Source organism: Bacillus sp. ISO11 (assembly GCF_003458115.1).
Taxonomy (GTDB): domain Bacteria; phylum Bacillota; class Bacilli; order Bacillales; family Bacillaceae_G; genus Bacillus_A; species Bacillus_A cereus.
In genome coordinates, this window is sequence record NZ_QXCO01000036.1 from 1 (window position 1) to 13,481 (window position 13,481).

Sequence of the window (13,481 nt, forward strand, 5' to 3'; positions counted from 1 at the left end):
TTTTTCCGCCTTCCGTACCTTCTAGATATCGTTTTACTGCTTGTATTTTATCTTTTGAAGAAAATTTAGCCATAAAAAATGCACCTCCAATTGTTAGTTATGTGTCTAACAATTGGGGTGCACTTCATTTTTGATAGTCTTTTTTTGTTGTATGGATTGAATTATATAATGTATTGCAAATAGAAATAATAGAAGTAATGCGGAAAGGCGGTGGGGGGAAATGAAATATCCAGACCATTTAGTAAAACAAGTGCAAGAGCGCAGTGCTCCTTATCAACTAGAAGGTTTTTTAAGTGGACAAGGTCCTGAAAATCCCAAATTTATGTTGTTAGGAGAAGCGCCTGGTGAAACAGAAATTCATAATGGGATTCCGTTTAGCGGGAGGGCGGGAAAACAATTAATGGATTTTTTAGAGCGTATTGATGTTACAAGGGAAGAAGTATATATTACGAGCGCTGTTCGAAGTAGACCTTATAAATGGCGAGAGAAAAAAGAACGAAATGGTGAAATCATACAAAAAAAGTATAATAGAACGCCAAATCAGGGAGAAATAGTTGCCCATGCGCCTTTGTTAGATTATGAATTAGAGAAAATACATCCGAAGCTTATCGTCACGCTTGGAAATATCGGTCTTCAACGTTTAACAGGAAAAAATAAAAAAATCACAGATGTACACGGGCAATTATTAAAACAGCCCATTCAAAAATTAAAGGATATGCAAAGTGCAGAGTTTACATGGTCAGAGAAAGAATATCATGTTTTTCCGACTTTTCATCCAGCTTCCATTTTTTATAATCGGAGTTTATTGGAGCTTATTCATGAGGATTTTGAGAAGCTTAAAAGACTTGTAATAAAAAACTAGAAAAGCTAAGGCGCTTTTCTAGTTACATTTAATTATGTAAAGGGTTTTTATTTTCATCTAACGTAAATCCTTCACCAACTACATCATGTACATCACTTACAGCGACAAAAGCATGAGGATCTACAGAAGTAATGATATTCTTTAATTTCACGATTTCATTTTTAGCAACAACGCAATACAATACGTTACGTTCCACTTTTGTATACGATCCAACAGCTTTTAAAAAGGTTGCTCCGCGCTCCATTTCAGATAAAATTTTGGCAGCAATTTCATCGTTTTTCTCTGAGATAATAGTCGCTCCTTTGGCAGCATAAGCTCCTTCTTGCATAAAATCAATGACTTTAGCACCGATAAAAACAGCAACTAGCGTATACATGCCCTCGCGGTATGATAAATAGGTAAGAATAGAGACTACGATAACGACAGCATCAAACATAAACATTGTTTTCCCCATACTCCAGCCAACATATTTGTGAGCTAGTCGTGCGATAATATCTACACCGCCAGTAGTCCCGCCATATTTAAATATTATTCCAAGGCCGATACCGATAAATGCCCCGGCGAATAAAGCTGCGAGTGTCATATCATTTTGCAAGTTTAAATGTAAGTTGAGTACTTCGTAACGCTGGAAAATCCATAGAAATAAAGATACGCTAAAGGTGCCAATTAATGTATATAAAAATGTCGTTCTGCCAAGTAACCTCCAACCAATAAAAAATATAGGGATATTTAAAATTAAGTTTGAGTAGGAAGGATCAAACTTAAATAAAAAATACAATAATAGTGTAATACCAGTAAACCCACCCTCTGCAAGGTGGTTTTCAATATTGATATTGACAATACCGAAAGAAAATATAGCGGAACCGATTAAAATAAAAATAATATTTCGCATCTTCAATTTTGATGTCATATAGAAATCCCCCTAATTATGTAATGATTGCATTGCTCCGCTGAAACAGTAAAACATAATAATAAGTAATTTCTAGTTGCTAGTGAAAATAGTAAGAACTTGATTGATGTGGGCTGATCTTTTGTGAAAAGCACAAAAGAAGGTTTCACTTTATCCCGCTCTAACGGCTGATAGGAGATGAAGCAAAGAAGAGGGGCAAACCAGCCGTAGGAACTCGATTAGTTCAACTAATCTTTTGCAAAAAGCGCAAAAGATTAGTTGAACTTTACCCCGTACCAACGGCTGGTAGGAGATAAAGCTCTGAAGAAAGGCGAACCAGCCGTAGGAACCCGATTAGTTCAACTAATCTTTTGCAAAAAAACGCAAAAGAAGTTTCACTTTATTATAGTCTATCCAAAAATGGGTCGCAAATAGGTGTTTGACGGGGAATAATATTTGTCAAATCGCGATGAATTGGCTAACATGAAAGAGGAAGGATTAGAGGTGAATAGTATGGAAGCAAAAACGATGAAAGATATGCAGAAAGAAGTAGATGCATATATTGGTCAGTTTAAAGAAGGTTATTTCAGTCCGATTGCAATGATGGCTCGTTTAACGGAAGAAATGGGAGAGCTTGCAAGAGAGGTAAATCATTATTATGGTGAGAAACCGAAGAAAACAACTGAAAAAGAAAGAAGTATTGAAGAAGAGCTTGGAGATGTATTATTTGTTATGATTTGTATGGCAAATAGTTTAAATATTGATTTAGAGACAGCACATAACATTGTAATGAATAAATTTAATACACGTGATAAAGATCGCTGGACACGTATTGATGAGGGAGAGAAAGAATAATGAAAGAAATTAAAGTAATTATCGCCGGACCAAGAGGACGTATGGGACATGAAGCAGTCCTTCTTATGGAAAGAACGGAACATTTTAATTTAGTAGCAGCAGTGGATTATAAGCATGGTGGTGAAAAAATTTCTGATTTACCTGGCATGCCAGCATTACATGCGCCGATTTACGCTGATTTACATACTTGTTTAGATGAAGTAGAAGCAGATGTGTTGTTAGATTTAACAACACCAGAAGTGGGGAAACAACACGTTACACTTGCAGTTGAGCGTGGACTTCGTTCGGTTATTGGTACAACTGGATTTACAGAAGAAGAATTGGCACGTTTAACAGAGAATGCAAAAGAAAAAGCAGTAGGAACAATTATTGCTCCAAACTTTGCAATTGGTGCAGTTCTTATGATGAAATTCTCACAAATGGCAGCGAAATATTTCCAAGATGTTGAGGTAATTGAATTACATCATGATCAAAAATTAGACGCACCATCTGGTACAGCTGTAAAAACGGTAGAGTTAATTCGTCAAAATCGTGAATCAAAGCAGCAAGGTCATCCAAATGAAGTAGAGCAACTAGCAGGTGCACGAGGTGCAAATGTAGACGGTATTCACATTCATAGTGTACGTTTGCCAGGGCTTATTGCACACCAAGAAGTAATGTTCGGTGGAGATGGACAAATGTTAACAGTTCGTCATGATTCATTCAATCGTGCATCATTTATGTCAGGTGTAAAACTATCAATTGAGACGGTAATGAACCTTGATCATCTTGTGTACGGTTTAGAAAATATTATCGACTAAAGGGGAGACAACGGATGAAAATTGCCTTAATCGCACATGACAAAAAGAAAAATGATATGGTTTCGTTTGCATACGCATATAAACCAATTTTTGAACAACATGAATTATTTGCAACAGGAACGACAGGGCTTCGTATTATGGAAGCGACTGGATTAGTTGTAACAAGATATCAATCTGGCCCTCTTGGTGGAGATCAAGAAATTGGTGCAATGATTGCAAAGAACGATTTAGATATGGTGATTTTCTTCCGCGATCCATTAACAGCACAGCCGCATGAACCGGATGTGAATGCATTGCTTCGTTTATGTGATGTATATGCGATTCCACTTGCAACGAATATGGCAAGTGCTGAAATGTTAATGCACGCATTAGAGCGAGGAGATTTAGATTATCGTAAGTTAAGAAAATGAGGGGAACAATTATGAGTGGATTACATATATTAGCGTTTGGTGCTCATGCCGATGATGTTGAAATCGGCATGGCTGGTACCATCGCTAAATATACAAAGCAAGGGTATGAAGTAGGTATTTGTGATTTAACAGAAGCTGATCTTTCTTCAAATGGAACGATAGAGTTGAGAAAAGAAGAAGCGAAGGTCGCAGCTCGTATAATGGGAGTAAAAACGAGGCTGAATTTAGCGATGCCAGACCGTGGTTTGTATATGAAAGAAGAGTATATACGTGAAATTGTCAAGGTGATCCGTACATATAAACCAAAACTAGTTTTTGCGCCGTACTATGAAGATCGCCATCCAGATCATGCAAATTGTGCAAAGCTTGTGGAAGAGGCTATTTTTTCAGCAGGAATCCGTAAATATATGCCGGAACTTTCACCACATCGTGTGGAGTCTTTTTATAATTATATGATTAATGGTTTTCATAAACCGAATTTTTGTATAGATATAAGTGAGTACCTCTCTATAAAGGTGGAAGCATTAGAAGCGTATGAAAGTCAGTTTTCAACAGGGAGTGATGGTGTTAAGACACCGTTAACAGAAGGTTACGTTGAAACTGTAATCGCTCGTGAGAAGATGTTTGGAAAAGAAGTTGGAGTCTTGTATGCCGAGGGATTTATGAGTAAGAAACCGGTTTTATTACATGCTGATTTATTAGGGGGATGTAAATGAAATTAAAAATAGGTATTACATGTTATCCTTCTGTAGGTGGTTCTGGAGTTGTTGGGACAGAATTAGGAAAGCAATTGGCGGAACGTGGGCATGAAATTCACTTTATCACATCGGGTTTACCATTCCGGTTAAATAAAGTATATCCAAACATTTATTTTCATGAAGTGACGGTAAATCAATACTCTGTATTTCAATATCCACCATACGATTTAGCGTTAGCAAGTAAAATGGCCGAGGTTGCACAAAGAGAAAACTTAGACATTTTACATGTGCATTACGCAATACCACATGCAATTTGTGCATATTTAGCAAAACAAATGATCGGAGAGCGTATTAAAATTGTTACAACCTTACATGGAACAGATATTACTGTGTTAGGTTCCGACCCTTCGTTAAATAATTTAATTCGTTTTGGTATTGAGCAATCGGATGTTGTCACTGCTGTCTCGCATTCATTAATTAACGAAACACATGAGCTTGTAAAACCAAGTAAAGAAATTCAAACGGTATATAACTTTATAGACGAACGTGTATATTTCAAGCGTAATATGTCTCAATTAAAGAAAGAATATGGTATAAGTGAGAGTGAAAAAGTACTTATTCATATTTCGAATTTCCGTAAAGTGAAACGTGTGCAGGATGTTGTTCAGGCATTTGCTAAAATTGTTAAAGAAGTAGATGCGAAGTTGCTTCTTGTTGGAGACGGACCAGAATTCTGTACCATTTTACAGATAGTGAAGAATTTACATATTGAAGATCGCGTTTTATTCTTAGGGAAGCAAGATAATGTTGCAGAACTACTTGCGATGAGTGATTTAATGTTGCTTCTATCAGAGAAGGAAAGTTTTGGTCTTGTTTTATTAGAAGCAATGGCGTGTGGTGTACCTTGTATCGGAACGCGGGTTGGAGGTATTCCAGAGGTTATTCAACACGGGGAAACAGGATATTTATGTGAAGTTGGCGATACAACAGGAGTGGCAAATCAAGCTATTCAGCTATTAAAGGACGAGGAACTTCACCGTAATATGGGAGAACGAGCAAGAGAAAGTGTTTATGAGCAATTTCGCTCAGAAAAAATTGTTTCACAATATGAAACGATTTACTATGACGTACTAAGGGATGACAAAAATGGAAAGATTTAAAAAAGCTAGTTCTATTATTGAGACATTAAAGCAACAAGGACATGAGGCTTACTTTGTTGGTGGAAGCGTACGAGATCTTATTATCGATAGGCCGATTGGAGATATTGATATTGCGACATCTGCTCTACCAGAAGAAGTGATGGCTATATTCCCAAGAAATGTTCCTGTTGGTCTTGAGCATGGAACTGTAATTGTTGTAGAAAATGGTGAGCCTTATGAGGTAACTACTTTTCGAACAGAAAGCGAATATGAAGATTTTCGAAGACCTAGTAGTGTTCAATTTGTTCGTTCATTAGAAGAGGATTTAAAACGTCGTGATTTCACGATGAATGCAATTGCTATGACAGAAGAAGGCAAAATGGTTGATTTATTTGCTGGACAGGAAGCCATTCAACAGAGAGAAATTGTGACAGTTGGAAATGCTGCGGATCGTTTTCAAGAAGATGCCCTGCGAATGATGCGTGGTATTCGGTTTGTAAGCACGTTAGGTTTTTCATTAGAAATGAAAACGAAGCAAGCGATTGAAACGTATGGGCATTTGCTAGAACATATAGCAATTGAGCGTATTACAGTAGAGTTTGAGAAACTGTTAACTGGTACATATTGTGTGAAAGGTCTCAAAGAATTAGTAGAGACGAAGCTGTTTTCTCATTTGCCATATTTACAAATGTCAGAAGAGAGACTGTTAAAAGCTACGCAGTATAAATGGGATTCTTTCGAAACGGATATTGAGGCGTGGGCATTTTTCTTATATTGTATCGGAGAAGAACATCCATCTGTCTTTTTACGTCAATGGAAGTTTTCGAATAAAAAAATAAAAGATATTGTTGCAGTTTTATTGGCAATTCGTACTAGAAAGGAGAAGGATTGGGATACAGTCCTTCTTTATAAAACGGGAATTCATATCGCTGAAATGGCAGAGAGAGTATATGAAGCGATGATTGAAAGCTATGACCCTACATCTGTTGAACGAGTACAATCAATGTTTCATGCATTGCCAATCCAGGAACGTCAAGAAATGAATGTGACTGGTAATGATTTATTAAACTGGGCAAACAAAAAGCCTGGTCCGTGGGTTGCTGAAATGCTTCAGAAAATCGAAGAAGCAATCGTACAAGGAAACGTAGTTAATGAGAAAGAGCGTATAAGGGAGTGGCTGCAAGGATGCAATCTACTATAAGAAAGCAGTTATTGCAAGTTTTTTCTGAAGCGGATGGCGAGTTTGTATCCGGCCAAACAATTAGTGATAAACTTGGTTGTTCAAGAACTGCTGTGTGGAAACATATGGAGGATCTGCGGAGTGAGGGATATGAACTTGAAGCTGTGCGCCGATTAGGTTACCGAATTGCAAGTAAGCCAGACAAAGTGACTGCTAATGAAATTCAGTTAGGGCTACAAACGAAGCGGATTGGTAGAACAGTGTATTTTGAAGAAACTGTTGAATCAACGCAGCACATTGCAGCAAAACTTGCTTATGAAGGTGCAGAAGAAGGAACTGTCGTTGTAGCAGAAGAACAAACAGCGGGAAGAGGTCGTTTAAGCAGAAAATGGCATTCACCAAAAGGAACAGGGATTTGGATGAGTATTATTTTACGCCCGTCAATCCCAGTTCATCATGCACCGCAACTTACTTTGTTAGCGGCTGTTAGTGTTGCACAGGCAATTGAAAAATGTACGGGTGTAAACGTAGGAATAAAATGGCCAAATGATATTTTAATTCAAGGTAAAAAGGCTGTAGGTATATTAACAGAAATGCAAGCGGATCCTGATAAAATTAATGCTGTCATTATGGGCATCGGTATTAATGCGAATCAAAAGCAAGAACATTTTGATGAAGAAATTCAGCACATCGCTACTTCATTAGCGATTGAATCAGGTAAGCCGATTGTTCGTGCAGAACTTATGCAACAAATCTATTTACAACTAGAAAAATTATATGAAGAATATTTACAAAATGGTTTCTCTGTCATTAAAATTCTTTGGGAAAGTTACGCTGTGAGCATCGGGAAAGAAATTACCGCTCGAACAATGAGAGAGACGATTACGGGTGTAGCAAAAGGAATTACAGAGGATGGTGTATTGCTTCTAGAAGACCATGAAGGAAAAGTACATCATATTCATTCTGCAGATATCGAAATTAAGTAAAAGAAGTTCCTCTTTTGGAACTTCTTTTTATTTCAATAGTTTTGAGTTGAATTTGTAACATGATAATAAATTCTTTTCATCTGCAATTCTCCTTTGTTAAGTACTTTCCTCAATTAACCTGCATCATTAGTTTAAGAGTTATACTATACAGTTAAATGGATTACAGAAAAAATTAACTTGGACTTTTTTAACATGCGTTGAAAAAACATGTATCTTTTCAGTATTGAATTATCCATAAAAACTGTATAGCATATATACTCTCGTGTTAAATTTCATATACCGTAATAAGAATAAAAAATTATTTTTTCAAAAAAATGTAGTAATTCCTTTTTGTAGTTTGCTATAATTAGTTCGAATGTGGGCAGTATCAGAGCGAACTGCACCATGATTCGAAGTCATACGAAAAATAATAACTTGGATTCTGCCTTGATCCAATAACGGACTGGGACAGAGGGATGAATAATGCCGACTAACACACAACCCTTCTGCCCTTTTATGGCCAGAGGGGTTTTTTTATATGATTTCGGCCATCTCCTCTCTCCTGCATAAAGGAGGAGTAGTTTTTGAAAACAAAAACAGATTTTTTGAAGATGAAAGAGCAAGGTGAGCCGATTACAATGCTAACGGCGTATGATTATCCATCTGCTAAATTAGCAGAAGAAGCTGAAGTTGATATGATTCTAGTTGGAGATTCTCTTGGAATGGTTGTACTCGGATACGATTCAACAGTACCTGTAACAGTAGAGGATATGATTCATCATACGAAAGCTGTACGCCGCGGAGCGAAAGAGACGTTTATTGTAACTGATATGCCATTTATGTCGTATCACGTATCATTACAAGAAACGATGGTGAATGCACGCCGCATCGTTCAAGAGAGCGGGGCACACGCACTGAAGGTAGAAGGTGCTGGAGAAGTTATATCGACGATTCAATATTTGACGAACGCAGGAATTCCTGTTGTAGCGCATTTAGGTTTAACCCCTCAATCTGTAGGAGTGTTGGGTGGATATAAAGTGCAAGGAAAAGATGCGGAGAGTGCAAAAAAATTAATAGAAGATGCAAAGAAATGTGAAGAAGCTGGTGCAATAGCGCTTGTGTTAGAATGTGTACCAATGCAGTTAGCAGAACTTATTTCAGAGCAACTAACAATACCGACAATTGGGATTGGTGCAGGACAAAAAGTAGATGGGCAAGTGCTTGTTTATCATGATCTTATCTCATACGGCGTAAATCGTGTTCCGAAATTTGTGAAGCAATATACGTCTGTTCAAGAGGAGATTGTGCGTGGGATTTCACAATATGTTACTGAAGTAAAGACAAGGCAATTTCCTGAAGAAAAACATTCGTTCACAATGAAAGAGGAAGAATGCTTAGCGTTATACGGAGGAAAACAATAATGAAAATCGTAACTACAGTGCAAGAGATGCAGCAAATTACGAGCGAACTTCGTGCAAGTGGAAAGAGTATTGGTTTTGTTCCAACAATGGGTTATTTACATGAAGGCCATGCTACTTTATTACGTAAGGCAAGAGAAGAAAATGAAATTGTAGTTTTAAGTGTATTTGTAAACCCACTACAATTTGGCCCAAATGAAGATTTAGATCGATATCCTCGTGATATTGATAGAGATGAAAATGTAGCAAAAGAAAACGGTGTAGATTATTTATTTTATCCGAGTGTAGAAGAAATGTATCCAGCAGAACAAACAACAACGGTAGAAGTTGTGAAGCGCACGGACGTATTATGCGGTCAACAAAGACCTGGTCATTTCGCTGGTGTTGCAACTGTACTAATGAAACTATTTAATATTACGCTGCCAAAGCGTGCTTATTTCGGTATGAAAGATGCTCAACAAGTTGCAGTAATTGAAGGGTTTGTAACTGATTTCAATATTCCAGTTACAATCGTACCAGTTGATATTGTAAGGGAAGAAGATGGTTTAGCGAAAAGTTCTCGTAACGTGTACCTATCACAAGATGAACGTGAAGAAGCTCTTCATTTATACCGCAGCCTATGTATAGCGAAAGAAAGAATTGAGGCAGGTGAACGTAATCCCGAAATCATTACAAATCTTGTGAAAGAGTATATTGAGACGCATACGAAAGGCACTGTAGATTATGCAGATTTATATGCATATCCGTCATTAACAATGGTAGAGAAAGTCGAAGGAAGAATCATTTTAGCTATTGCAGTTAAGTTTGAAAATGTAAGATTAATTGACAATATAACATTAACAGTTAAATAAGGGGGAGCATCTATGTTTCGCACAATGATGAGAGCAAAGTTACATCGTGCAACTGTAACGGAGGCAAATTTAAATTATGTAGGTAGTATTACAATTGATGAAGACTTAATGGATGCAGTAAATATTGTAGAAAACGAAAAAGTCCAAATTGTAAATAATAATAATGGTGCTCGCTTAGAGACATACGTTATTAAAGGGGAACGCGGTAGTGGTGTTGTTTGTTTAAACGGTGCTGCGGCAAGGCTTGTACAACCAGGGGACAAAGTAATTATTATTTGTTATGGGCTAGTTACGGAAGAAGAGATTCATAAACAAGAACCAAAAATTGCAGTATTAGACGATGATAATCAAATTATTGAAATGTTAGGTGCTGAAAAAGCGGGTACGATATTATAAGTAGAAAGGCTATCTCCATTGCGGAGATAGCTTTTTTGTGCATCTTTTCATTAAGATGAGATAAAACGTGGTATAGTAACATTATATAAATTATTGTTGTTTGAAAGGTAAGAAATTGAGGTGTTACATATATGAGTAAGCGTTATGTCGTTGTTGATTTAGAGACGACAGGGAACTCCTGGAAAGATGGGAAGGATAAAATTACCCAAATTGCAGCTGTTGTAGTAGAAGATGGAGAGATATTGGAGATTTTTTCGTCTTTTGTTAACCCAAAGAGAGAGATCCCACCATTTATTACAGAATTAACAGGGATTGATGAAAGTCTTGTAAAACAAGCCCCGTTATTTCAAGATGTAGCCCCGATGATTGTTGAGCTATTACAAGGTGCGGCTTTCGTTGCGCATAATGTTCACTTTGATTGGAATTTTTTAAATGAAGAATTAAGGCAAGCTGGATATACAGAAATACATTGTCCGAAAATCGACACGGTTGAATTGGCTCAAATTCTTTTGCCGACAGCCGATAGTTATAAATTACGTGATTTAGCTAAGAAGCATGAACTAGAGCACGATCAACCACATCGTGCGGATAGTGATGCTCTTGCAACAGCGGAATTATTTTTACAATTTTTAAATGAAATTGAAAAGTTACCACTTGTCACGTTGCAATCGCTTTATGAATTAAGTGATGTGTTCCAAAGCGATATAGCTGATGTGCTTTCTGAAAATATTTTAAAGAAAGTAATGCACGGTAAAGAAGATATAGCGGAGTATGAAATACATCGAAATATTGCGCTGAAAAAGCGGAACTATTCCTTAAACCTTGGAGAAACGTGTTCATCAAAGTTTGATGCTTTCTTGAATAAAACGATGGATAAATTGGAATCACATATGCCAAAGTTTGAAAGAAGAGAAAGTCAACAACTGATGATGAAAGAGATATATACGGCGTTAAGAGATTCTCGTTTTTCACTAATTGAAGCGGGTACAGGAACAGGAAAGACTCTTGCTTATTTGCTTCCTAGTCTTTATTTTGCAAAGAGAAAAGAAGAACCTGTCATTATAAGTACACAAACGGTACAACTCCAACAACAAATATTAGAAAAAGAAATTCCGTTATTACAAAAAATAATGCCATTTTCATTTGAGGCAGCTCTTCTAAAAGGAAGAAAACATTATTTATGCTTACATAAATTTGAGTATGCTTTGCAAGAGGAAGAAAAAAATTATGATATGGCACTTACGAAGGCGAAGATTTTAGTTTGGCTATTGCAAACTGAAACAGGTGATCGAGACGAATTAAATATTCCTGAGGGCGGAAAGTTACTTTGGAATCGTATTTGTAGCGATGCGTATAGTCCAGGCGGTATGCAAAGTAATTGGTTTAGTCGTTGTTTTTATCAGCGAGCGAAGAATAAAGCTTTATTTGCAGATATCGTTATTACAAATCATGCGTTATTATTTCAAGATTTTTCAAGTGAAGAACCGTTGTTTGCTTCATGCGAACATATTATTTTTGATGAAGCTCACCATATTGAAGAAGCTGCGAGTAGAACATTGGGTGAACAGTTCTCTTGTATGTATTTTCAATTGGTTATATCTCGTCTTGGGACGCTAGAAACAGAAGATGTACTCTCCAAAGTATATAAAATGATGAAAAAATCAGAGCAAGCATCTCGTTCAACTTTCCGTATGATAAGTTATAGTTTGAAGGAACTTAAGTTTGATGCGGATGAACTCTTCCAAATGTTACGTACTTTTATATTTAAACAAACAAAGCAAGAGCAAGGAACGAATAATATGCCGCTCATCTATAGGTATAACGCAGAACTAGAAAAAGGTAAGTTGTGGGATAGTATCGTCGAATTAACAAATCGTTTTATATATGAATTAAGAAGGGTAGTAACTGCTCTTGAGAAGCAAGTGGATATATTGCAAAGTAAGTTAGAATGGGAGATGCATGTTGTAACAGGTGAATTTATGCATTTAATTGAGTTGCTGAGAAAGATGGCAGAATCATTACAGTTACTCGTATTAGAAAAGAATTCGTATGTAACTTGGATGGAGACTGAAACGAAAGGGACGATTCATTCAACAGTTCTATACGCACAGCCTGTCCATATTGGTGAAAGATTTGCTGATGAATTTTTAACAGAAAAAAAGAGTGTTATTTTTACATCCGCAACACTAACAGTTAACGATACGTTTGATTATATAAAAGAAGAACTTGGTTTACATGATTTCGCTCCAAATACTTTAAAGGTTCCGTCACCATTTCGTTATGATGAACAGATGAAATTAATGGTTTCAACGGATGTACCTTTTATTAAGCAAGTAAGTAATGAGCGATATATTGAATCTGTATCGGAACATATTGCAAAGATAGCAAAAGCCACAAAAGGCAGAATGCTCGTTTTATTCACTTCGTATGAAATGTTAAAAGAAGCGTATGCGAATTTAAAAAATAGTGATGAATTAGAGGGTTATTTATTACTCACCCAAAGTGTGAATAATAGAAGTCGAAGCCGCTTAATTCGAAAGTTTCAAGAGTTCGACAAATCAATTTTATTAGGGACGAGCAGTTTCTGGGAAGGAATAGATATTCCTGGAGATGCCTTAAGTTGTCTTGTTATAGTCCGTCTACCATTTACACCTCCTCATCAGCCGATGATGGAAGCGAAAGGTGAGTGGCTAAAAAATCAAGGTGAAGATGTATTCACTAAATTAGCGCTCCCACAAGCAATATTACGTTTCAAACAAGGATTCGGCCGCTTAATTCGAACGAATACAGATACAGGAACGGTAGTAGTGTTAGATCGTCGTTTGACGAGTTCTTCCTATGGAAAACGATTTCTACAATCGATTCCTAACGTACCTCTTTATGAAGGACCATTAGAAGAATTGTTAGTACAATTAGAAGAACCATCAAATGAATAAAAATGGAAGAAAAATACGCCTGAAGTACTTATAAACTTCAGGCGTAAAAAATGTGGGTAGGAGGAATTTTATTTTTCTTACT

General features: G+C 36.7%; 13 protein-coding genes. 12 read left to right on the forward strand and 1 reads right to left on the reverse strand.

Annotated elements, in window-relative coordinates:
- Nucleotides 1-220: 220 nt before the first annotated feature.
- Nucleotides 221-862, forward strand: a complete 642-nt coding sequence (locus D1166_RS26105) for a uracil-DNA glycosylase (RefSeq protein ID WP_000876871.1) — start codon at nucleotides 221-223, stop codon at nucleotides 860-862.
- A 28-nt stretch (nucleotides 863-890) separates the two neighbouring features.
- Here D1166_RS26105 and D1166_RS26110 read toward each other — a convergent pair whose 3' ends face one another.
- Nucleotides 891-1,772, reverse strand: coding sequence for a YitT family protein (locus tag D1166_RS26110; protein WP_000202121.1), 882 nt, complete (start codon nucleotides 1,770-1,772; stop codon nucleotides 891-893).
- Between the two features lie 492 nt (nucleotides 1,773-2,264).
- Between D1166_RS26110 and D1166_RS26115 the strand changes: the two genes are divergently transcribed.
- From D1166_RS26115 to dinG, 11 genes are all read left to right on the forward strand, one after another.
- Nucleotides 2,265-2,606, forward strand: coding sequence for a nucleotide pyrophosphohydrolase (locus D1166_RS26115; protein WP_118043485.1), 342 nt, complete (start codon nucleotides 2,265-2,267; stop codon nucleotides 2,604-2,606).
- Nucleotides 2,606-3,406, forward strand: a complete 801-nt coding sequence (dapB, locus tag D1166_RS26120; protein ID WP_000658810.1) for a dihydrodipicolinate reductase — start codon at nucleotides 2,606-2,608, stop codon at nucleotides 3,404-3,406. Before D1166_RS26115 ends, dapB begins: the two co-directional genes overlap by 1 nt.
- A gap of 14 nt (nucleotides 3,407-3,420) precedes the next feature.
- On the forward strand, nucleotides 3,421-3,816 hold the full coding sequence (gene mgsA / locus D1166_RS26125; RefSeq protein ID WP_000684765.1) for a methylglyoxal synthase: 396 nt from the start codon (nucleotides 3,421-3,423) through the stop codon (nucleotides 3,814-3,816).
- 11 nt (nucleotides 3,817-3,827) lie between these two features.
- Nucleotides 3,828-4,532 carry a bacillithiol biosynthesis deacetylase BshB1 gene (gene bshB1, locus D1166_RS26130; RefSeq protein ID WP_000015673.1) on the forward strand — a complete coding sequence of 235 codons (705 nt, stop codon included), beginning with the start codon at nucleotides 3,828-3,830 and terminating at the stop codon, nucleotides 4,530-4,532.
- A complete protein-coding gene (gene bshA / locus D1166_RS26135) occupies nucleotides 4,529-5,674 on the forward strand; it encodes an N-acetyl-alpha-D-glucosaminyl L-malate synthase BshA (RefSeq protein ID WP_000768305.1) in 1,146 nt (381 codons plus the stop codon). Before bshB1 ends, bshA begins: the two co-directional genes overlap by 4 nt.
- Nucleotides 5,661-6,854, forward strand: a complete 1,194-nt coding sequence (locus D1166_RS26140) for a CCA tRNA nucleotidyltransferase (RefSeq protein WP_044796617.1) — start codon at nucleotides 5,661-5,663, stop codon at nucleotides 6,852-6,854. Before bshA ends, D1166_RS26140 begins: the two co-directional genes overlap by 14 nt.
- Nucleotides 6,839-7,819 (forward strand): biotin--[acetyl-CoA-carboxylase] ligase, encoded by a 981-nt coding sequence (locus D1166_RS26145; RefSeq protein ID WP_001192064.1) that lies wholly within the window; start codon nucleotides 6,839-6,841, stop codon nucleotides 7,817-7,819. The genes D1166_RS26140 and D1166_RS26145 overlap by 16 nt, the downstream gene beginning before the upstream one ends.
- 563 nt (nucleotides 7,820-8,382) lie before the next feature.
- Nucleotides 8,383-9,219 (forward strand): 3-methyl-2-oxobutanoate hydroxymethyltransferase, encoded by an 837-nt coding sequence (gene panB, locus D1166_RS26150; RefSeq protein ID WP_000851108.1) that lies wholly within the window; start codon nucleotides 8,383-8,385, stop codon nucleotides 9,217-9,219.
- The gene (gene panC / locus D1166_RS26155) at nucleotides 9,219-10,067 is read left to right on the forward strand and encodes a pantoate--beta-alanine ligase (protein ID WP_000707023.1); all 849 of its coding nucleotides are present in this window, start codon (nucleotides 9,219-9,221) and stop codon (nucleotides 10,065-10,067) included. The genes panB and panC overlap by 1 nt, the downstream gene beginning before the upstream one ends.
- A gap of 12 nt (nucleotides 10,068-10,079) precedes the next feature.
- Nucleotides 10,080-10,463, forward strand: a complete 384-nt coding sequence (panD, locus tag D1166_RS26160; RefSeq protein WP_000490181.1) for an aspartate 1-decarboxylase — start codon at nucleotides 10,080-10,082, stop codon at nucleotides 10,461-10,463.
- A gap of 131 nt (nucleotides 10,464-10,594) precedes the next feature.
- Nucleotides 10,595-13,399, forward strand: coding sequence for an ATP-dependent DNA helicase DinG (gene dinG / locus D1166_RS26165; RefSeq protein ID WP_097855625.1), 2,805 nt, complete (start codon nucleotides 10,595-10,597; stop codon nucleotides 13,397-13,399).
- Nucleotides 13,400-13,481: the final 82 nt, after the last annotated feature.